Source organism: Segatella copri, assembly GCF_026015625.1.
Taxonomy (GTDB): domain Bacteria; phylum Bacteroidota; class Bacteroidia; order Bacteroidales; family Bacteroidaceae; genus Prevotella; species Prevotella copri_H.
Map to the genome: position 1 here is coordinate 1327840 of NZ_JAPDVG010000001.1, position 22039 is coordinate 1349878.

At 43.8% G+C, this 22039-nt stretch carries 19 protein-coding genes and 1 pseudogene; 7 read left to right on the forward strand and 13 right to left on the reverse strand.

Annotated features, from left to right (window positions below):
• Nucleotides 1-32: 32 nt before the first annotated feature.
• Both ONT19_RS06025 and ONT19_RS06030 read left to right on the forward strand, forming a co-directional pair.
• Nucleotides 33-857: a hypothetical protein gene (locus tag ONT19_RS06025; RefSeq protein ID WP_264952941.1), complete on the forward strand. Its 825-nt coding sequence runs from the start codon at nt 33-35 to the stop codon at nt 855-857.
• 38 nt (nt 858-895) lie between these two features.
• Nucleotides 896-1318 (forward strand): hypothetical protein, encoded by a 423-nt coding sequence (locus ONT19_RS06030; RefSeq protein ID WP_264952940.1) that lies wholly within the window; start codon nt 896-898, stop codon nt 1316-1318.
• On the opposite strand, the gene ONT19_RS06035 is transcribed toward ONT19_RS06030, so the two are convergent.
• Both ONT19_RS06035 and ONT19_RS06040 read right to left on the reverse strand, forming a co-directional pair.
• Nucleotides 1302-1988, reverse strand: a complete 687-nt coding sequence (locus tag ONT19_RS06035; protein WP_118201233.1) for a response regulator transcription factor — start codon at nt 1986-1988, stop codon at nt 1302-1304. The two genes, ONT19_RS06030 and ONT19_RS06035, sit on opposite strands and share 17 nt — an antisense overlap.
• Before the next feature lie 34 nt (nt 1989-2022).
• Nucleotides 2023-3441: a sensor histidine kinase gene (locus ONT19_RS06040; RefSeq protein WP_264952939.1), complete on the reverse strand. Its 1419-nt coding sequence runs from the start codon at nt 3439-3441 to the stop codon at nt 2023-2025.
• A gap of 162 nt (nt 3442-3603) precedes the next feature.
• On the opposite strand from ONT19_RS06040, the gene ONT19_RS06045 reads away from it, so the two are divergent.
• Nucleotides 3604-5820 (forward strand): outer membrane beta-barrel protein, encoded by a 2217-nt coding sequence (locus tag ONT19_RS06045; RefSeq protein ID WP_264952938.1) that lies wholly within the window; start codon nt 3604-3606, stop codon nt 5818-5820.
• A 51-nt stretch (nt 5821-5871) separates the two neighbouring features.
• Here the strand turns inward: ONT19_RS06045 and ONT19_RS06050 are convergent, their stop codons facing one another.
• The 7 genes from ONT19_RS06050 to ONT19_RS06085 form a co-directional block, all read right to left on the reverse strand.
• Nucleotides 5872-6270 carry an FKBP-type peptidyl-prolyl cis-trans isomerase gene (locus ONT19_RS06050; protein ID WP_022121977.1) on the reverse strand — a complete coding sequence of 133 codons (399 nt, stop codon included), beginning with the start codon at nt 6268-6270 and terminating at the stop codon, nt 5872-5874.
• A 296-nt stretch (nt 6271-6566) separates the two neighbouring features.
• The gene (locus ONT19_RS06060; protein WP_264952937.1) at nt 6567-7598 is read right to left on the reverse strand and encodes an alpha/beta hydrolase; all 1032 of its coding nucleotides are present in this window, start codon (nt 7596-7598) and stop codon (nt 6567-6569) included.
• 191 nt (nt 7599-7789) lie between these two features.
• Nucleotides 7790-9904 (reverse strand): TonB-dependent receptor domain-containing protein, encoded by a 2115-nt coding sequence (locus ONT19_RS06065; protein WP_264952936.1) that lies wholly within the window; start codon nt 9902-9904, stop codon nt 7790-7792.
• A 36-nt stretch (nt 9905-9940) separates the two neighbouring features.
• Nucleotides 9941-11986, reverse strand: a complete 2046-nt coding sequence (locus ONT19_RS06070; RefSeq protein WP_264952935.1) for a hypothetical protein — start codon at nt 11984-11986, stop codon at nt 9941-9943.
• A 417-nt stretch (nt 11987-12403) separates the two neighbouring features.
• Nucleotides 12404-14974, reverse strand: coding sequence for a TonB-dependent receptor domain-containing protein (locus tag ONT19_RS06075; RefSeq protein WP_264952934.1), 2571 nt, complete (start codon nt 14972-14974; stop codon nt 12404-12406).
• 1 nt (nt 14975) lies between these two features.
• Nucleotides 14976-15740: a DUF4974 domain-containing protein gene (locus ONT19_RS06080; RefSeq protein ID WP_264952933.1), complete on the reverse strand. Its 765-nt coding sequence runs from the start codon at nt 15738-15740 to the stop codon at nt 14976-14978.
• A gap of 26 nt (nt 15741-15766) precedes the next feature.
• On the reverse strand, nt 15767-16258 hold the full coding sequence (locus ONT19_RS06085) for an RNA polymerase sigma factor (protein WP_254970439.1): 492 nt from the start codon (nt 16256-16258) through the stop codon (nt 15767-15769).
• 220 nt (nt 16259-16478) lie between these two features.
• On the opposite strand from ONT19_RS06085, the gene ONT19_RS06090 reads away from it, so the two are divergent.
• From ONT19_RS06090 to ONT19_RS06100, 4 genes and pseudogenes are all read left to right on the forward strand, one after another.
• Nucleotides 16479-16772, forward strand: a complete 294-nt coding sequence (locus ONT19_RS06090) for a nucleotidyltransferase family protein (protein WP_089544535.1) — start codon at nt 16479-16481, stop codon at nt 16770-16772.
• Nucleotides 16773-16796: 24 nt separating this feature from the next.
• A pseudogene (locus tag ONT19_RS16310) lies at nt 16797-16886 on the forward strand (antitoxin); the annotation flags it as partial.
• 508 nt (nt 16887-17394) lie between these two features.
• Nucleotides 17395-17691 carry a nucleotidyltransferase family protein gene (locus tag ONT19_RS06095; RefSeq protein WP_117585943.1) on the forward strand — a complete coding sequence of 99 codons (297 nt, stop codon included), beginning with the start codon at nt 17395-17397 and terminating at the stop codon, nt 17689-17691.
• Nucleotides 17675-18022, forward strand: coding sequence for a HepT-like ribonuclease domain-containing protein (locus ONT19_RS06100; RefSeq protein ID WP_118065935.1), 348 nt, complete (start codon nt 17675-17677; stop codon nt 18020-18022). The genes ONT19_RS06095 and ONT19_RS06100 overlap by 17 nt, the downstream gene beginning before the upstream one ends.
• Before the next feature lie 101 nt (nt 18023-18123).
• Here ONT19_RS06100 and ONT19_RS06105 read toward each other — a convergent pair whose 3' ends face one another.
• Genes ONT19_RS06105 through ONT19_RS06120 form a run of 4 tightly spaced genes read right to left on the reverse strand, consistent with a single transcriptional unit; the run spans nt 18124 to nt 21913 of the window.
• Entirely contained in the window at nt 18124-19599 is a 1476-nt protein-coding gene (locus ONT19_RS06105) for an outer membrane beta-barrel family protein (RefSeq protein WP_264952932.1), read from the reverse strand.
• Nucleotides 19600-19602: 3 nt separating this feature from the next.
• Nucleotides 19603-20712 carry a carboxypeptidase-like regulatory domain-containing protein gene (locus ONT19_RS06110; RefSeq protein WP_264952931.1) on the reverse strand — a complete coding sequence of 370 codons (1110 nt, stop codon included), beginning with the start codon at nt 20710-20712 and terminating at the stop codon, nt 19603-19605.
• 17 nt (nt 20713-20729) lie between these two features.
• Nucleotides 20730-21416, reverse strand: coding sequence for a DUF4974 domain-containing protein (locus tag ONT19_RS06115; protein ID WP_264952930.1), 687 nt, complete (start codon nt 21414-21416; stop codon nt 20730-20732).
• Nucleotides 21417-21433: 17 nt separating this feature from the next.
• Nucleotides 21434-21913 carry a sigma-70 family RNA polymerase sigma factor gene (locus tag ONT19_RS06120; RefSeq protein ID WP_118201809.1) on the reverse strand — a complete coding sequence of 160 codons (480 nt, stop codon included), beginning with the start codon at nt 21911-21913 and terminating at the stop codon, nt 21434-21436.
• Between the last annotated feature and the right edge of the window lie 126 nt (nt 21914-22039).

Genomic DNA, 22039 nt, shown 5'->3' on the forward strand with positions numbered 1-22039 from the left:
ATTCTAAAAAAGGAACTCTAAAAAGGAAAGAAATGAAGAAACTAGAAGATATAACCTATCGCCACGAGCTGATAGAGCGCTACCTCGATGCTGATACCAGCGTGGAGGAAGAACAGGCATTGGCTGATTTCTATCGCCATTGCGAGAATAAGGATTTAACGGATGAGGATCTCGACATCAGAAACCTGATGCTGGGAATGGAGAACTATACTCCGAATATTCTTCAACCAACTTCTAAGAAGCACGAAACAAGATGGGTACGCCTCTCAGCCATTCTTCTCGCTACGGCGATGCTGGCAGGACTCATCTTCCTGCTCTTCCCTATCAAGGATTATTTCTCATCCTCTTCTGAACAACAACCTGGCCTTGCCAACCTGGTTCCTACAGAACAGGTGGTTCGCTCGCAGCCTTCTTCCGAGGATGAAGACGGGAACCTGAACGCATACGAAAAGATGGAACGTGCCGACTCCCTCTTCCTGGCTGCAACCCAGGATATCGTGACCCAGCAGGAAATGAAGTCAAGCAAGATGGCCCTTGCCAAAAGAAAGAATATCGCAGAAAGAAGCGAGAAAGATGCTGGGAAGACTGCAGAAAATACAGAAGAAACCTCTTCCGGCAATGCCGGGAAGACTTCATCTGAAGCAGAAAGAAGCATTCATGAAGATTTCAATCAGATTTATGAAGTAGCCTCTGCCGCCCTGCCTTCTGCCGAGCAGCTGACCATCAACCGCCAAGGCGATAACATCGTTATCTCAACCCTGGACAACGACGGCAACATGCAGCATTACACCATCAATATCGCAGAAACGCAAGATGGTAGCTATCAGCTACTTCCTTTGGCACAGTTAAACGAATAATAAAACATTTCACGCTGAATTATAAACATTTCACGCTTATGAAAAAGTATATTTTCACCATTGCATTTGCCCTGCTGGGCATAACCAGCAGTATGGCATCCAAGGCAGATACCCTGCGTATCTACAGCATCGACGGCGAGCGCATTCCGAACTTCACCGGCAAGGAACTCATCGGTAAAACCATCAAGAATTACCAGGTAAACACCAACGTCCTGCCGGCACCCAAAAGAGATGTGATAGAGATTCATATCATCACCACTACCACACCTCCTGCCGCCAAGCCAGCCCCTCACTATCTGATCAAGGGCAGAGAGCAGGAGCTGACTAAAGAGGAATTCTACAAGATTTCTCCCAGCAAAATCAAAGCCATCGAGGTCTTGAAAGAGGGCACCAAAGCCATTCAGGAAAGAGGTCTGAAAGAGGATGGCAGAAGCTACATCATCGTTACTCTGGAGAAATAACAGATAAGACGTATCCCTTTTTCTTCAGCGACTCAATCTTAACGGTCGCATCATGCTGAAGAGCATGGCGAAGATACGTCATCTGCACATTCACAGCCAGGGAGTTGGCATAGCTCACGGTACCCCACACCGCCTCCTGTATCATCTCCTTGCTTACTACATTGCCGATATTCTTCGCCAGCAGACGGAGGATGTCGGCTTGTCGGCTGGTAATGAGCACACGAGAGGAACGGGTACGAAGCTCATTGTTATTATAGCAGAAGGTGGTTTCACCGAAATGATACACCTCCTCTTCTATCGTCTCACTCTCATTCATAGAGAACCGCTCCTCTATTCTTGCCAGCAACTCTTCCGGATAGAAGGGTTTGGCAAGATAATCGTTTGCCTTCAGGGAGAAACCTTTCAGTCGATCGTTCTTCTCCGTACGGTCGGTGAGAAAGAAGATAAGCACCTTCGGGTCGATGGCTCTGATGCGTTCTGCCACCTCATAGCCATCCATCTCCGGCATATTGATGTCGAGCAATACCAGGTCGGGCTTCACTTCCGGGAACTGCTCCCATGCCTTCTTGCCATTGCCGGCATAAGTCACATCGTAGCCATGCTGCTGCAGGAAACTCTTCAGCAACATGGAATACTTCAAGTCATCGTCTGCAAATAATATCTTGATCATTTTTTCTATTGTTTATAGCGTTAAACCGGATGCATCAGGAATGCTGCGGGATGACGATTGAAATTCTGGTTCCCTTGCCCACTTCGCTCTGCATCATTTTTCTGCCCCCATGGGCCTTCACAATCATATCCACAAAACTCAAGCCCAAGCCGATGCCCGGCTGCATCATATCCGGGTAAGCATTGCTGCGATAGAACTTCGTCCAGACTCTCTGCTGCTCGTCGGGCGAAATTCCGATACCATTATCTGATACAGAAATCATGACTTCCTCCTTCTCGGTATCTCGGCAGGCAACATGGATATTGACAATGTCGCCGGAATACTTCACCGAGTTCTCCATCAGGTTGCTGACCACATTCAGAAGCTGGTCTCTATCTCCCATCAGCCGGTCGGAAGTGCGTTGGTAATCGAGCGAAACATTCACCTCCTTCTGTCTGTTCTTTCGATACATAGCCACCAGATTCAGCAAAGCGGCATGGATATCGAAAGAAGTTATCTGGAGCGGGATATGTTCCTCTGCCCTGATTACTTCACGAAGTTTGGCGAGATAGGCGGTCAGGTTATCGCTCTCCTCTCTTACGGTCTCCATGATGAGGGCATTCTCATCCTTCTCATCTGTCTTTTGAGCAGAGAATACAGATACACACATCTTCAGCGTCTGCACGGGGCGCTTCAACTCGTGAATCATCGTATGCACAAAGTCGCTTCGCATCTTATCCACCTTCTTCTGCAGGAGCATCACCTTGATGAGATAAGCTATGCTCAGGAGAAGCATGATGGTAACCAACAGACTTCCTATCATCTGCCACATCATTCCCTTCAGGATGGGCAGCATCAGCACCTGCATCCTCATCTGCATCGACTGATACTGGATAGGATTGAAAGGCACTTCTACCAGCATTTCGTGATGAAACAAGGTAGGAGGCTCTACGATTCTTGTCTGCCACAGACGATGCTTTCCCGTCTTCATCTCTGCCCCGATGAAATCATTGCCCAGTTTCCTACTGATGAAACGGTCAAAATGCGCCTTGTCAAAGTGGGTAAGCTGGTAAGTGATGTAAGTATTCAGGCAATCAAAAGAATTGTTGGAATCCGTCTCACGCAAATCGAAAGTATCTCTCTTCTCCATCACGTTACCGAATCCCGGCTTGCGATACACCACTCCACCAATGATTGTATCCGTATCCAGCGGAGAGCAAACCGTAGTACAGGGACCCTTGAAGTCTGAAAAATATGCCGAGACGACATAACCGATATGTGATTTTTCTTTTACCGCCGCTCCGATATTTGTCAGATAGGCAATAATCGCCTGTTCCGCCTTTTCGGCGTTTTTCTTCCCCATCTCTCCCATCGAATAGGTCACGCTATTGTAGAGCCAATAGGTCTGCAAGCCTATCAGCAGGAAAGAGGAAAGGATGGCGAGCAGCCAGACTTGTTTGATTCTTCTATTCATATCATTTTTTCTTTTTTCGATGCAAAGGTACGAAGATTTCACTATATATAATAAGGTGAAGTCCAATTATTTTGCCAGCGTAATGTTTCAGTAATGATTATTTGCGATTTTAAGCCCGAAAAGCTGTTCCTTTGCAGACGAAAACAAAAAGCAAGGAAGAAAATGAAGAAAGAAACAGTTATATGTGCGATGCTAGCCACCGCCACCTGTGCAACAGCACAAAACGGGAAATTCCCGACATCCGGAGTTTCCGCGGACTCGGTACAGACTGAAAAAGATTCGATCAAAGCTAACCAAGAAGCTGAGATCAAAGCAGACAAGGAAGCCGAGATTCAAGCCGTAACCGTAACAGGTCATCGCCCGATGTACAAGATGAGAAACGATGCCTTGGTTACCCGTGTCCGTAATACTCCTTTAGCAAAGGAGCCAACGCTGGATGATGTATTGAAGCACATACCCGGCATGAAACAAACCGCCGATGGAACTCTGGAAGTAAACGGACTGGGAGCACCCATCATCTATCTCAACGACAAGAAGGCGACTTCTGCCGAACTCTCTCATCTCGATGTGAAGCTGATAGATGAAATAGAACTCATTACCACTCCTGGTGCAAAATTTGATGCAACGACGGGAGCCGTACTGAGAATCCTGACGAGAAGAACAGACGAGGGTATATTCGGCAAGATGCAGGTGTATGATAAGTTGAGCGAGGTGAACACCAACCACGAGGAATTGACTCTGGGTTGGGTAACGAAGAAGATTTCGCTCACAGGATTTTACGGCTACACAGACAACCGATACAATGTGCATCAGCCACAGGAAGCGCTCGTAAGAGCCAAAGATGGCGAATATCTCTTCGGAACCGACCGCCATGGCAAGAACAAGGCAAATTATAACGCTACAGAACTCAACTTCGACTGGTTGCTCAGCAAGCAACACGAAGTGGGAATACAATGGGAAGGGCTTTGGCTGAATGGCGGCAGAAGCGAGAAACAGCAGCAGTACTATCGCTATCCTAACCCAGCAGGAGAAGATACAAATAGAGAGATGAAGCTTTCTGATGCGGATGGCGAGATGAAGTATTTTGATGCGGAGAGCCAGCAATGGGGACACCAGCGCAGTCACCACTTCAACCTCTTCCATCTGGCTAAATGGTCGAAGCATTTCTCATCACAGATTTATCTGGACTATGCAAGGAACAAGAATTCTGACAGCCAGCCTATCACGGAGAAAGAAGGTAGCGAGATGCAGGAAACCCTCAACCGTTCCAATTCCAACTACGATATCTATAGTGGAAGATTCGAAGTCAAGCAACTCATCTCTGACAAACATTCCATCAACTTCGGTGGCGAATGGAGCCTGATGGAAGGCAAGGGAAAAACCGAAAGTTCTGCCGATATGCTTGGAACTACGGAATACAAAAACCACGATACCAAGACGGCAGCTTACCTGCAATATCAGGGTGAAGCTGGCAGATGGAGCTGGTGGGCAGGCATCCGATACGAGCATCTCACCTCCCGATACACCAATCTGTCGGAGAAATCTCCCGACAATATGGAGCGTCATTACGACCAATGGTTTCCATCGTTCGGTATCACTATCAAAGAACCATCATGGCATCACTCGCTCAGCTTCCGCACTACCACCGCCCGACCTTCTTTCAGTCAGCTCAGTGGGAACATCTACTATACCTCGCGCTTTCAGTATCAGATCAGCAATCCGAAGCTACAGCCTGTCAACACCTATCGTCTGACCTACTCGGTGCAGTGGAAAGATTTCATGGGAATGCTGAGATACACCCGTACCGACCACTCCATCATGTACATTCATGAAGTGCCGGAAGACAAGCCCGTAAGATACGTGAGTACATTCATGAACTTCAACAAGATTCAGAAATACATGGCATATCTCAACTGGGGTCACGTCTTCGGCTGCTGGCGCCCAAATGTAAATGCAAGCATCACTTACCAGCGCTTCTCCGTAAATGATCATGGAGAGCTAATCAGCTATAACGGAGCAACTTGGAATGCATCGTTTGACAATTACTTCACGCTACCAAACGACTATCAGCTGTCGCTCTCCTACAGTTTTGACAACGGAGGACAAGTGGGCAAAATGAAGTTCAGCCCCACTCAGAACTGGAGTCTTGGTGCCAACAAATCGTGGATGGACGGCAGATTACAGGTTGCCTTCAGTGCCAACGACCTCTTCCATCAGCAGCTCTTCAAGGAGCGAACCCACGAGCATGCCGTTGACTTCTCCCAGACTGAGGATTACAAGCTATGGAGCTACAAGTTGACCGTAACCTGGAAATTCAACAAGCGCAAGGGAAGATACAACGGCATGAACAGTGCGGAAGATGAATTGAACCGACTATAGCCGGACAAGACTCTCTTATCTTAATGATCTTTATAATTTCAAGTATCCGGGTTATCCCACTCCCAGCAGTTCTACTTCGAATATCAGGGTAGAACCGCCTGGGATGCCCGGCTGCGAGAACTTGCCGTAGCCCATCTCGGCTGGGATGTAAAGTTCCCACTGGTCGCCCACGTGCATCTGCTGCATAGCCACAATCCAGCCGTCAATCAGGTCGCTCAATCGCATAGCGAACGGCGTACCGCCACGGCTGGAATCAAACTTCTTGCCGTTGATGGTCCAACCGGTATAATGAGCCGTCACGATGCTGCGTCGGCTAGGCTGTGCTCCCTTCGGGTCGCCCTGCTTCAACACCTTATAATATATACCACGAGGCAGCGCCATAACGCCCTCCTCCTTTGCCTTTTCCTCCAGCCAACGCTTGTTGGCCTCAACATATTCTCTTTTTGCCATAAATCTATTTGGATTCTTGATATACTATGATTTTTGCGCAAAGTTACAAAAATCTATCGTATCTGCAAAAGAAAAAGGAGAACTTTTCTTCTTTTATCAAAGAAAAGCAGTACCTTTGCACCCTAATCAACCCAAAATACGATATGCCACAATCACTACATATTGCAATTATTGGTGGGGGTGCCGCAGGATTCTTTGCGGCGAAGTGCTCGACATCGATGCCATCACCGGCGGTTTCAATCTGCAGGCCGCCTGGACCACGGGGTATGTGGTGGGACAACATATAGGAGAATAGCCTATTCTTCTTTAGAAACAAAATCTTTCACGATGCGGGTGTATTCCTCATGATGGTCGCGATACGCCATGGCATGAACGGAGCCCTTGGCGATGAAGATGGCTTTTCTGCCCTTCGTCTTTGCCTCGTAAAGCGGATGAAGCATAGCGTAGGGCACGAAGGCATCCTTGTCGCCATGGATAAAGAGCATCGGTTTGGTGCTCTTGCGAACCTGCTCTATCTGCTGAGCCTCGGCAAACGACCAGCCGTAACGATACCGGCAAAGGGCGGAAGTGGTATTCATCAGCGGGAAGGCAGGCAAGCCAAACTGGTCTTTGAGCTGAGCAGCAAACTCATCCCATACGCTGGTATAGCCGCAGTCCTCCACAAAGCACTTCACGTAATCGGGAGTCTTCTCTCCCGATACTGCCATCGTGGTTGCCGCACCCATCGAAATACCGTGAATCACCTGACGGGTATTCTTCACTCTTCGTTCTTCACTCTTCACTTTTCCTCCTTCACCCTTCACTCCTCGTCCTTCACTCTTCACTTTAAAAATCTCATTGGCTACTTCCGACCATCTGATGACATCCCATCTATCCTTCCATCCCATCTGGATATGGTCGCCCTCACTCTCTCCATGTCCATACAAATCTGGCAGGAGCACATTATACCCCATATCGTGATTATAGAGATAGGCGATGTGCAGCATTCCCTCGGAGCGCACCTGATAGCCATGCACCACCACGGCAGTCTTTTCCGTAGTCTTCGGTGCATAGAGATAGATGGCATGGGCCTTGTAGCCCGACGGCATCACGACAAAGGTATCCTTCACGCAATGGTGCTGATACACGGAGTCCATCCAGCCAATCATCCAGGGACACTCGTTCTTCATTCTGTTCTTCCAATGCTCAGCCGTCATTCTCTCCTCCTTCGGATAGTTGAGCGAATAATTGAGCATATAGTTGCTGGCACCATACAAGCCCAGCACCACAAGCACCACCAAGCCCAGAGCCGAAGCGATGCCTATCTTTCTCATCCTTTTCTGTTTCATCTTCATTCTTTTTGCTATTAAAAATATCTATTATAGAGTTTCCGCTGCAAAATTAAGGAAAAAGATGGAAATGGCAAAGAAACGGAGGAAAAAATCCAGTTAAATTGAAGCATAAAGCTGCATTTATATGGGTATATGAACTACGACAAACTATCGATAAGCATATCCCAGAATGGATAGAGTTTAAACAGTTACAATCTATCCATTTCCTTTTTCCCTGCCCCTTTACCTTTATATTTTGTTTTAACTGTATTAAACTTATATCTTACGTTACATTCCACTGCCCTTACAGACGCAGCCTTTTCAATATAGACATCATTCATTCCGCTGAAAATGGTAAAAGTATTTTTGCGGGCAGTATTAAAGATGTCATTTGCAGACAACTTGACATTCCATTTTTTAGATAAGTCCTTAGCCAAAGAAAGATTTATCTGTCCAATACTCCCCATCTTAATATTCTCACTATTTCCCTCACTACGCCAACTGTAATTTACTGTCGCCATATAGTTGTTATGGAATTTGAAAATATTATTGAACTTAACTACAACCAAAGGATTGTCCACGTGCTTTATATTTCCTCTGTAATCAATCTTGTAAAATTGCGAGACAACACCACATGCCAATACGGGATAATAGCATTTCCAAAGGAATCCGGGCATAAAAGAAGCCATTATCTGTAAGTTAGACAGACTGTTTCTAGAATTTTCCTTTTTGAGCAAAGCTATAGTCTTCGCATCATCATAATATGTATATGATGTTATTATTTGGTTTTGCACCTTTTTATAATTAGCAGTTAATGCCAGCCAGCGATACCTCAAATTCAAAGAGATGTTGTCGCTATAGGATGGTTGCAAATACGGATTTCCACTTTGATAGAGATATTTGTTAACATAGTGAACCGTGTTGCTCAACTGAGAGTACAATGGACGATAGCATTGCTTAGAATAGCTCAGCTGCACCATAGTTTTTCCAATGGGCAGAGACAATGAAGCAGTCGGGAAAAACTTATCATAAACATGTGACTGTTCGTGATTTTTTCTGCCACCTATAAAATATTCACTGTTCACATGCTCATACCTGCCACCGATACGGAATGTTACATTGCCTAGATGCTGCATAGTCTCAACGTAATATGCCATGTTAAGCTCCTGTATTTTATTGTTCTCGCCTGCCATAATGCTATTTTCACTTTCTGAATTTTCCTCACGGCTACTATTGGTGAAATCTACTCCAAAGCTAAAATTACCTTTAAGAAATGGGTGTGACGCATATAATTCCGTTGCCATTAACCTAGCATGCCCAACATCTTTTATTCCGAAATCCTGATTGATGCCAGTTTGCTCTATAACATTTTGATTTTCACGTGTTTTTTTCCACATTAAATCAAAAGTCATTTCCAAATTCCATTTTCCCCAAACCCCATGGCAATATCCATCTAACAAATGTTCCAAATCTCTTAATTTGATATCCTTGTATGCAGAAGTTTCACTTTCAATTACATCATCAGAATATAATGATGACATAATGCTAGAATTGGTCTTTATTGGAGCATAAGACACTTGGTAAAATGCGCCAAATGAGAGTTTTGGAGATGAGGAAAAATCAAATCCCCATTTACCATCAATCAAGTTTGAGTGCTGTGTCGATTTCATAGTCGTATTCTGCTGATGATGTGACGAGAGCCATGAATTCTGAACATTTTTGCTAGAGTTCGTATCCTTGCCTTTCTCAAATCCCAACGTTCCAAAAACATCCAAATTGTCAATTCTATAGTTCAAGTCCAAATTGTCTTTGCCATACAGATAATTACGATAACCAATAGTAGCGATGTTATCAAAGGAGAAACCATCCCCAACCTTTTTAATGGTTGTTATCTTTATGATGGAACCTACGGTTGAGGCATAACGTGAACTTGGATTCGTTATAACTGTTATCTTATCTATTTGGTTAGCCTTCAATTGCTCAACTTCTATATTATTGCGGACAATATGTCCATTGATATAGAAGACTGGTTTTCCCTTGCCAAAAACTTCAATGGAACCATTATTATTCAGTACACCAGGCAACATACCCATAACGTCTTTTGCAAAACCAAGTTTTTCCAAAACGGTACCTTTGACTTCTGTCACAAAGCCTTCGCTGTTCAACTTTGCCAAAGGGCGGGTTGCTCTAACAACAACCTCCCTTAATTGCAGAGTATCCTTTCCAAAATTTTGGTTAGCGATACCAGTCTGTGCCAAACAAATTTGAGCTAAAATCAAATGAAATATAATACCAACAAATCTTTTTACCTTAAAATCTAACATTTTCATCCGTTCCTATATCTTTTGTTTTATAAAACTCTACTCCACTCTTAACAAAGAGCTGTTTATATTCTTATTAACATCCTTCTCTACTTTTTGGGTTTTCCTGCCAAAGTCGAAGGAGTAAGCAACCTTGATGCTGGCATATTGCGAAGCCGTCTGGTCTTTGATGCTCTTACTGTAACTGTAGATAGGCAAATCCAACCAATATTGCTTCTCCTGCTTTTTGAAAGGCGATACTGCCTGAAGTTCTACATAGAGGTTGCCCCTGCTGTAAGAACACGACATTCCATAGTCGATAGGAGTCTTGTTTATCACCAAAGCAGCTTCATCCAAAGACTTCTTGCCAAAATGCAGGTAAGGCTTCAAGGCAAAATCACCCATGAACATATTCAACCCAAGATTACCCGTCAAATTGTTGTTATGCTTCGACCAGGTTGTCTTCACCTCCGCATGGTTATATCTGATATCTCCCGACAGATTGGCAAACTTACACAGTTTGTACTGCAAGGCGAGGATAGCAGAATAATATTGAGCATTTCCACCGTTCGAGTAAGTCTTCACTATTTTCCTGTTTGCCTCATCCAGGTAATAATCATCAGTTACAGGATGATGATTGTAACGGAATTGTCCGATGGCAGAAACACTCAACCTGTTGAAACGCCCCATATAATACAAATAGGTGTTGATGTCATGCGATTTCTTCAGTTCGGGCATTCCCTTTTCCATCATGTGGGAATTGACCTGAATCATAGCCCGGTTGATGACATCCATACCATGATTGGAGTTCACAAAGTTGAATGACCACAAGAGCATTCCCTTATTCAGCTGGTATTGCACATTCGTATTGATGCGAGGAGACAGCTGGCTAAAACTGTTGTCTCCATGCAGATGATATTGAAGCCAATCCAATCCGATGCGGGTTTTCAGGCTCAAGCGCCTGCTAGCCTGGAAATTATAGGAGAAGAAAGCCAACGACTCCCCTTTCCACAGATGCTGCCAAAGTTCGCAATTGCCGGAATAATCGGCATTCCAGACATCGTGGTAATGAAACAGTTCCACAGATAAGGAATGCTTTTGAGAGAAATAATTATAGATGGCAGACAGCCGGAACGACAGCGCATTCTCGTCTTCATCGGTCATTGCCTCGAAAGGCTGTTCCTGATAAAGACGATGATAGGAGTTGGCAGAATACTTGCCATGTACTCCCAAAGTAAGCGTCTGATTCTTGCTTAATGGTAAGTTGGCGTTCAGGTCAATCTTAGGAGACAGACTCTTCTTCCGGATATTTGATAAGATGTCCGTCTCTGTGCTTTCCTTCGCAAAACCAGAAGATACATTTCTTGGAGTAGAGAGGTTGACGAGCGTAAACTTGCCCACCCAATATCTCTTTCCCTTCTGGTTCTGATAGCGGAACTGCATATATTCCTGATGATTCCGGTAAGAATTCTTACTATAGCTCTCCCTATCAAATAGGGATTGCGGAAACTGATAGTTCTCATTGTTCCAGGTCTCAGTACCATCCACATGACTATAGTTTGCACCAGCAAACACAGTATAGGAATTGTTACCTTTTACATAATTGGTGGCAACGTTATAGTCGCCATGGTCATATCCTATCATCTGCAGTCCGTCAGCCTGCACATATCCTCCATATCGGTATTGTTTGGTGATGAAGTTGACGACAAACTTATCCTTGGCGTATTTTCCAGATGGAGCATCATGATATTCTATTTTCTCGATGTCACGAGGACGGAGCATCTGTATTTCCCGGATGTCGCATTCCTGCCCATTCAGATACAAGGTGGCTTGCAGTCCCATCACATCCACCTGATTCGATTTTGCATCGATGATGAGTCCTGGGATATTCAGGTTTTCCAACACCCCGAATCCATTGACCGCATGTTTTCGTTGCTGGCTGTTGGGATAGATAACGAGATGATCACCCACACGACTGATATTGGAGGCTGATACCACCACATCATCCAAAGCTTTAGTAAAGACAATAGAGTCCTTCCCAGTGTTCTGAGCGAACACGGGTACAGCAGCCATCAGCAGTCCAAAAGAGCAAAAAGCCGTCTTCATTCTTACAATATGTTTTTATTTCATCATTATCTAGTACAAAAGTACACATTATTATCCAAAGTCATTACATCTCTTCCGTTAAATTTGTATAACTGCATCAAATTACCAATTCCATCCAGTTCTTCATCCCTCCTAGTCTGAATGTATTCCCGTTTTTTGTCATACATCATCTCTTAAAAAAACTAACTCATAGAGTTAACATCCAAAAGTCATAGAGTTACGGGGAGAAAAGCTATAGGGAACAAAGCTGAAAAAGCCTGATTTTGACTCCAAAACCACAGAAAAAAATAACACGGACAAATTCAATTTGTCCGGTCTCTTTGTCCGTCGGTTTATAATATTCTAAATATCAACTACTTAGAATCAACCGGACAAATTGTCCGGACAAATTCAATTTGTCCGTGTTTTAAAAAATAGCTATAATCTGCTCTTTTCTGCATTACCAGCACCCGTACCCTTATACTTGCTCTTGGTGGCATTGAAGTTATAAGTTACATTGACCAAGAACATGCGGGTATTATCTATACCGGTTCTGGTGAAGTGCGCATACGAATTATTATATTTCCAACTCTCGTTCTGACCATGAAGCAAATCCTCTGCTTCCAGTCTCACAACCAGTCGGTTGTTCAGGAATGACTTTGAAATAGACGCATCCAGGGAATTCCATGCATAGTTGACACCCAATTCACGATAATTACGCGACTGGTAAGAGTATTCCAATCGAGCCTTCCAATGATGTGGCAATACCCAGGTATTCTCCAAATCCAGATAGAGAGAAGGACGGTTGGCATTATAGTCGCTGACATATTTGCTGGCATCAAAGAACTGATTGACCAGACCTACCGTATAGTCAAGATGCCATAAGCCTATCACCGGAGTAGCCTCAAGATAGAACTTCAGGTTCTGAATCTTATCTACATTCTCGTAATATGACAGGGCTATATCCTTATTGCCCTGGAATGGCTTCATCATATATACCGAAGCATTCTTGTTGTAAATATATTCAGCAGAGAAACTCAGCCAGGAATATTGCGCATCCCATTCCAGATGATAGGCATCCGTTGGTCGCAAGTTCGGATTACCGCTTTCATAGGAATGACGACTCGTATATCGGGTATAACCGGAAAGACGGAAGTAACTTGGTCGATAGGTCTTCGCCGTGAAACTCAACGAAGAATGCCACTTGCCCTTGTCATATCCCAAGGATACATTAGGAAATACATTATCATACTTTCTGCTCATATCCGGATTGAGCACTCCTTCGGCATAATAGTCTGATTTTACATGCTCATATCTCACACCGGCATTCAGAGAATAATCTCCCAACGACCATGCAGCCTCAGCAAAAGCGGCTATGTTCTGTTCCTTGATTCTGGAATCATTGGATGCAGCCACACCACCCTCGTTCTGGTTGTTGGTATGACTATCAGAATTTGTGTATTCCGAACCAAAGTCTATGTTCAACTGGTCGGTCAAAGGATAAGAAACAACCAATTTACCAGCAAGCAACTTTCCTTTGGTATGACTATCTGAACATACAATCTGGTCGCCCAACTCAGTACTGGTTTCTGTGGCTTTCTGTATCTGGTCTTTCGTCCGCCACATAGCAGATGCATTCAGGTCTATACTCCACTTGCCTATCTTACCATCATAATAAAAGTCAGCCTGATGAATAGGAGTCTGCTTGGAATCTGACTCATCGTTGAGATAATTTACATCTCCCTGGTGAACTCCATCCTGAAAGATGGAATAGTTATTCTGATCAGTAAAATACTTGGTATAGCCAGAACCAAACTTATACTTCAGACCGATGGTATGATTTTCGTTGAATTCATAATTGAAACCCAGATTGGCATCAGGTCCATAATTTCTAGCATCTATGCGCCCTGCAGATTTTTGATATATCTGATGCTGATTTCCATTGATATATTCATCCAATCCCAACTTATCATAGAAATACGAATCTGACCACATCAATCCACCGAATACATCCAGTCCACCCACACGGTAATTGAGATTAGCCTGCTCTTGCCAGGCATTCTTCATGGCAAAGCCATATTTTGCCTGGAAATTACCACTCCATCCATAACCTTGCTTCTTGACCGTAGTAATACGAATCACCGAATTGACCTGGGCATCATACTGAGCACCGGGAGTCGTGATAACCGTCACGTTCTTCACATCCTTTGAAGATATGGTTTGCAATTCATTTTTGTCGGTCAGCTTTCTGCCATTGACATAAATCTCCGGTGTGCCTTTTCCGAACACCGAACAGTTTCCATTCTTATCTACACGCACTCTTGGAACCTGCTTCAACAAGTCGGCAACCATACCCGCATCACTCAGTATCGTACCCTGCACCTGGGTTTGGAATCCCTCGCGAGTCAGTTTTGTCTTGGGGCGAACCGCCTTTACTATCACCTTCTGCAGGTTCAACGTAGCCTCCTTCAGGGTAATTGAACCAATCTTACCTGTATTATATGTATTGCTTGTCGTAATATAGCCCACGCAACTTACTCTTACTATCGCCTTTCTCGCTCCGCAGGGAATCACGAACTGGCCGTTCTCATTCGTCACACCGCCATTAATCAATGAAGAGTCACGAACATTCAGCAGGGCTACATTGGCGAAATCTACAGGGCGATGATGCGTATCCACAATGCGACCTATCATCTTGGTGGGAGTCTTCTGCGTACACTCCACAAAGATGTTTTCGCCATCTATCGTCATCTTCATCGGATAGAAGCCCATAATCTGGCGGATGGCATCCGGAGCAGTTCGCTTCACGATACTCGTGGTAACCGTGAAATCCTCCAGTTCATCATACATAAAGTTGATACGATAATCCTTGGTGCTCTTGGCAAGGATGGTGAGCGCTTCTGACATAGAACTGTTGCGGAAGCTGCGGGTGATGCGTTGGGCATAGATGGTCTGAAGAGAAAGGCTCATCAGACCTGCCAGCAGCATGATATATCTTAATCTTTTCATCTTATTCCACGATTAAAGTTTGACCTTCATGACGAATATTCACTTTCTCGAAATGATTCAACAGTTCGATGATATCATCCAGACTCATGTTCTTCTCCAGTTGCAGGAAGAGACGGATGTGGCGAGCCGACTCATTCTGATAAGTTACCTGGAGATGAAAATGCCCGGCAATAGGAGTCAGGATATTCTGAAGCTCAGCGTTTTCGTAAACCAATGGGAGCTGGGCAAGACTTGCAGAATCTGTCTTTTCTTCTATGTTGGATTTCTGAGGAGCAGAAACCTGCTGGATAGAATCCTTTCGGGATGCCACGAGTTCGGTATTGTTCTTATCAGATGGCTGATGAGAACGGGTTACCAGATGAATGGCAGCAAAGGTGATACCGGAGACGACAAGGACGGCTGCAACGGCAGCCACCTTTCTCATCGGACTCCAGAGAGGAAACAGCTTGGCAGTTTGCTGGGTTTCTGCATTCTGATTCATCTCTTCTTTCTGCTGCTTTTCTTCTTTCAGCTTCATCTCGTCTTTCAGCTTCTCCCATTCTGCATCAATCGAAGGCATCTTCATCCCTTCCTTCGACTTGCCGAAATCCAGAGACTGTCGGGTCTCTATCAGCTGCTGATAGAGTTCGTTCACTTCCTCATCGCCCAGAAGTTCATCCTTTTGGGTTTCGGAATACTTTTCGGGATGCTCCAGGAGATTGAGGAGCAAATCCCATTTCTGAGAATCCATCTTCTGAGGATTTATGTCAGATAATTCATGTTTCATTTTCTTTTCCTTTCTTCATTTTAGGGTTATTGTTTTCCTTTCAACTTTTCTCTGAGCGTTCGCAAACCTTTCACGATATGCTTGTTCACTGCCGAGACGCTGATGCCCAGTTCCTCCGCCGTATCCTTATACGACATTCCTTCCCGATAGCACAATCGGATGACGGAAGCAGTCTGGTCGGTCAGGTCATGGTCGATGCAATCCACGGCAGCCTGCCATCGCTCTTCCAGACGAGAAGGTTCTTCCTCCGTCAATTTCTCTTCCGAGAGAGGGAGAAGCCGTTTCAGTCTTTCATCTCTCTTCTTTCTGGCTATAAGATTGATGCAGGCATTCTTCACGCTCCGCATCAGGTAAGCCCGGTCTGGAAGCAGCTGTTTATCCCACAATCTGGAGAACACATCACTCACCACATCCCTCGCCTCCTCATTATCATGAAGCAAGGCAAAGGCGAAGCGATACATCTGCTCGTAATGGTCGTGGAACAGCCGTTCCATCCGCTGTTCATTTTCTTCTGTCATCACGTCATTTTCTTCTTGTTTCTACTCTTATATACAAGCTTTCCGGAAATCAATTACCCCTAAAATGAAGAAATCTTCTATTTTCTTTGGAAAAACCGATGCAAAGGTAATAAAAAACACCATAAAACCAAGTATTTTGAACTATTATTGCAAGAAAACCCTGCAAAAACTTGGAACATAAAAAATAAAATCGTATATTTGTGGCAAAAATGGAAAGATAATGAAAACGACAAACGATTATATTACCATACTTCGCAAATACCTGAGCACCAAAGCTGATGCTTATGGTATTACAAAGATTGGAATCTTTGGATCTGTTGCTAGAAACGAACAGACCGAAGACAGCGATGTTGATGTTTGTGTGGAAATGAAAAAGCCAGACTTATTTACAATGGTTCACATCAAGGAAGAACTGCAAGAGCTCTTTGGTAAGCCTGTAGATATTGTCCGACTTCGCAATAACATGAATCCGATGCTTTTGAAGCAAATTAAAAGAGATGGAATCTATGCATGACGAAGAACTAATCATCACTATTTTGACATAGATGAATCTATTGTCTTTGATGTAGTCAAGAACAAACTCCCTGGAATGTTAGAAACAATCAATAAGATGATAGAAGAATTATAAGAAACATCGGTCAAGCAAAGAGCAAACCAATATGGTTTTGCCTTCGCTTGACCGATTGTCATATATTCATTGTTTTAAGAGAGTTTCTTTCTGGAAAAAGCTACATGAAGCGATTATAATCTCATAAAGAATCCGTGTAATCTCTCCCGATGTCCTTGAAATTACATGGCGACGCAGGAATATCTGTGTCGTGATGTAGGAAAGATTACGTCGCAATGTGGTAAAGTCTACATCGGGACGTAATTTTTGGGGGTATCTATAAGGTTTCATATCAGATTCTTTTTTGATTTAACATCGAGCTTATACGCACACGAAAAAGTTTTTTTCATATACATCAGTTTTTCTTTTTTCTGTTTCTAATTCTCTATACAGTTGAGCCAAGCGAAAAACTAAGCAAAACATAGATTATTTTCGAAAAACCTATGCAAAGGTAATAAAAAACTAGAAAAAAGCTTGCTCTTTCGAATAAAAAGTGTATCTTTGCACCAAGAAACAACATCATTATATTATGGGTAAACGAGCCATCATAGAAGCTTTACGCCATTATTTCAGCACCCAACCCGTACTGAAAGCCTGGCTGTTCGGTTCTTTCTCCAGAGGGGAAGAAACGAAGGATAGCGATGTCGATATTATGGTTTCTTTGGACAAGAGCAAACCTATTGGTTTAAAATTCTTCGGCATGTGGAGTGATTTGGAAGAACTCTTAGGTAGAAAAGTTGATTTGGTATCAGAAGGAACCTTACTCCCTTTTGCACAGGAATCAGTAGAACGTGATAAAATCTTAGTTTATGAGAGAACGAAGTAGAGATAAAAACCGCTTAGAGCATATGCTCCAGGCGATAGAAAGAATCTGCCGATATACAAAAGGTAAAAACTTTGAGGATTTTATCGCAGACGACATGATGTATTACGCAGTAGTCAAGAACATCGAAATTCTTGGAGAAGCTTCGAATATGCTTACCGAAGAATTTCGACAAGCACATCCTAAGACTCCTTGGAAACAAGTGAACGGCATGAGGAACTATATCGTTCATGAATATTTTCAAGTTGATAACAACGTTGTTTGGGACGTGATTACAAACGACCTTCCGATATTAGAGCAACAAATAAAGGAGTATCTAACTGAAGAAAAATAAAAACATCGGCCAAGCAAAGAGCAAACCAACATGGTTTTGCCTTCGCTTGACCGATTGTCATATATTCATTGTTTATTAAGAGAGTTTCTTCCTAACAAGAACTACAAGTGGCTCTTTTCTTCATTGCCGGCTCCTGTGCCTTTGTACTTGCTGTTAACAGAGTTGAAACGATAGCTTATAGTTAGCTTAACAGCTTGCGAATCGCTATAGTTCCATTTATCGAGCAACATACTTGTACCATAGGTAAACATAGAGTTACGGGCTGTACGAAAGACATCCGTTGCCTGAAATTGAAAAGTCCATTGTTTAAACTTCTTTGTTATTCCCAAATTCAACTGAAAACTCGGCTTCAGGGTTGCTATCGTATTATCACCAGAAGTATGCCCTATCATATCAGCCGTCAGTATATAACCTTTTGAAATAGAGAAAGAATTAAACCAATTGGTCATCAACAACGGATTGTTCAACTTAAGCATTTGCCCATAATGAACCATTTCAAAATTCTGTCCCATCAATACCAAAGACAAGCGAGGAGACCAAATCCCTATACTTGGCGACAATGATAGAACTGCCGTATATGTATTCATGTGGGAACGATTGACATTCGTTAGAATGTTGAGCGGTTTACCTTCACCCGGCTGCAAATCTATCGTATTCACTATGAAGTCATTGATATGTTGAAAACTGAAATTTAAATATACCCATTTGTATAATCCTGCGAAGGTTATGTCATGGATAATTTCAGGCTTCAGAAGAGGATTTCCCTTTTCATAAGTGAAGACGTCATCATATTGCATATTGCTGCTCAATTCCTGATAAGACGGACGACGAGTCTTCATCGTATAATCCAACGAGAAATTGGCTTTGCCTATCGGAAATGATAAACTTGCATTCGGAAACAATTTATCATACCGACGACTTTGTCCATCAATCCAGATTCCTTTCTCATAATAATCAGAAACGGTATGTTCATACCTCAGACCTGCTTCTAAATCAATTTTTCCCAATGGAAGATAACAGGTCAAGAATCCAGCCAACTTATTTTCCCTGATATGGTCATCTGTAGAAGCTATTATCTGTTCCACATTGTTGTACGTTTCCTTGCGGTCTGTATAGATAAACTCACCACCACCTTCTAGCTTTCCTTTCCCAACAGGATAAGACAGCGCCAATTTAGAAGCAGCCATTACATTGTCCGCCTTGTTTGTGCTGTTAACATTACTTTCACCAGAAGCACTACTCTGCTCCTTAATATTCTGCACAGCCTTGTTCTGGCTAACAACCAAGTCATTATCAAAAACGACATTCCATTTTCCGAATTCTCCCCGATAATAAGCATTCACATAATGAGCAGGAGGCGTCTTGCGATTCCATTTCATATCATAGGATATGGATTCCAACTCTGTCCCATTCTTCATTACACGTTGATATGTAGGCCATGAAGCAGTACTATTTGGTAAAAAGTTTACATTATAAGTAGCACCTATGGAATGTTTCTCATTGAAGACATAATTGAAACCTATCTTTGTGGCAATTTGGGCTTTGCTTTTGGGGAATATCCCGATGTCGCTATGCATTTGTCACATATCTCCATCTTTAATGACAGTCTTTTTATCTATCTGATGCTGATACCTTTGCGTCAAATCATAATAAAGACTTCCGAATATATCTAGTCCTCCTCTACGCCAGTTTAAATTACCACCCTCAGACAAAGATGTAGAATGTCCCTGCCGAGCCATAGAAGTAAACCCACCGCTCAGTCCATCACCTTGTTTCTTATTCGTTCTGATCACAATGACAGCCTTTACCGTAGCATCATATTTTGCTCCAGGATTGTTGTTGAGAGTTACGGAGGCGATGTCTTTGGAACTTATTCTATCCAGTTCCCCCTCATCCGTCAACTTCCTTCCATTCACATATACCAATGCTTCACCCTTGCCATAAACACGATATTTTCCATCACTGCCATAAACACTCGGCACTTGCGCCATAACATCGTTGGCAGTACCAGCTTCGCTCAAAGGTGTTCCTTTCACCTGAGTAACAAGTCCTTCATTCGTCATCTCAAAGGTTTTACGATGTCCTTTTACAACCACCTTCTGCAGGTTCATTGTTGCCTCCTTCAGAGTTATTGTCCCTATCTTGCCTATATTATATGTATTGCTTGTCGTAATATAGCCCACGCAACTTACTCTAACTATCGCCTTTGTGGCTCCGCAGGGAATCACGAACTGGCCGTTCTCATTCGTCACGCCACCATTAATCAAAGAAGAGTCACGAACATTCAGCAGGGCTACATTGGCGAAATCTATAGGGCGATGATGCGTATCAACAATGCGACCTATCATCTTGGTGGGAGTTTTCTGCGCACACTCCACCATGATATTATCCTCCACCTGCGTCATCCTGATGGGATAGAATCCTATCAGCTGCATAATGGCATCGGGAACACTCTGGTTTCTGATGCTCTTGGTCACCCTGAAATCCTCCAGTTCATCATACACGAAGTTGATGGTGTACTTATGCTGGCGGGCATTCAAATCCTTCAACGCCGCAGAGAACGACACATTATTATATTGTCGGGTGATGCGCTGGGCATAAGACTGCTGAACCCCAAACAGCAGGAAGAGAAGAAGAAGCTCTCTGATAAGCTTGCCGCTAACGGGCATTGGTTTCCAAAAATCTCTCATAAATATATCCTCCTATCTTATTTCACCAACAATGTACCGTCAATATACTCTATCTGTATGCGGTCGAAAGCATTCAAAATCTCCAGGTTCTGCTCCAAAGTCTTCGTCTTGTTCCAGTTGAAGAGGAGACGGATGTGCTGGGCACCTGCATCCACATACTCCACCTTGACATGATAGAAACCGGATAGCTGAGCCAGGATGGTTCCCAATTCAGCATCATCAAACACCACGGGTTTCATATCAAGCGAATCCTTACTCTCTACTGTTGCAGCACGAAGACTTTCATTCGGCAGCGCCTGGGTTGTTGCCAGCTGTTCTGTCGCAGCCTTGTTATCCGCTGTCTGATCAGAAGCCGGGAACCCCAACCAACCATTGTGAATCGCAGCCAAGGCTACACCCGAAAGGAAGATGATGCCAACGATGGATGCAGCAATCTTCATCCGGTTGCGATAAGCACCCTTGGATTTGCCGGCATCTATCTCCATCTTACCCTCGTGATGTGCCTGAACAAACTCCTTCCAAGCCCCATCCACATCCACCGCCTTCGGATTGGCTTTCTTGCCAGCCATTCTCGCCATCGCCAGTTCATGGAAGAACTCCTTCACTTCCTCATCGGCAAGCAGGCGCTCCACCTGCTCGTCGGTATATTTCTCGGGATGCTCCTGCATGTCAAAGAGCATCATCTGCTTTTCTTCTTTACTCATGTTTGTCATTGTCTTGCTCATTTAAATTGTTTCTTAATCCAGTCCATCGCCTTCGAGAGATGATTGAACACCGTCACCTTGCTCACTCCCACTTCATCAGCCACCTCCTGATAAGATTTCTCCTGAAGATAGCGCAGACGGAAAATAAGTTGCCGGATAGGCGGTTCCAGGTCTTCGATGAGAAGCATAAGCCGATCGAGTCGCTCGTCGGTCTCTTCCGAGAGAATCACGTCGGCATCATCCAGCAGCAGCTTCGCCACCCTTTCCTTCACGCTCTTATGAGCTATCAGGTTGAGACAGCGGTTGCGTACGCTCCGCATCAAGTAACCGTCCTCACTCCCAGGCACCAGAACCACATCATCGGCAAGAATCTGGGCGAATACTTCGCTCACCACATCCTTGCTCTCGTCATCATCCGAAAGAATGCATCTGGCCAGATTGTACATCTTCGCATAATGCTGACGGAATAACTGTTCTATGTCCTTTTTTCTGTTCATATACTATCTATACAGTTGAGCCAAGCGAAAAACTAAGCAAAACATCAACTTTTTTGTTTTTTCCTTTAAATCCGAATCGAAATCACCAAGAATCTCCCCGGATTTGAATGCAAAAGTACACAATCT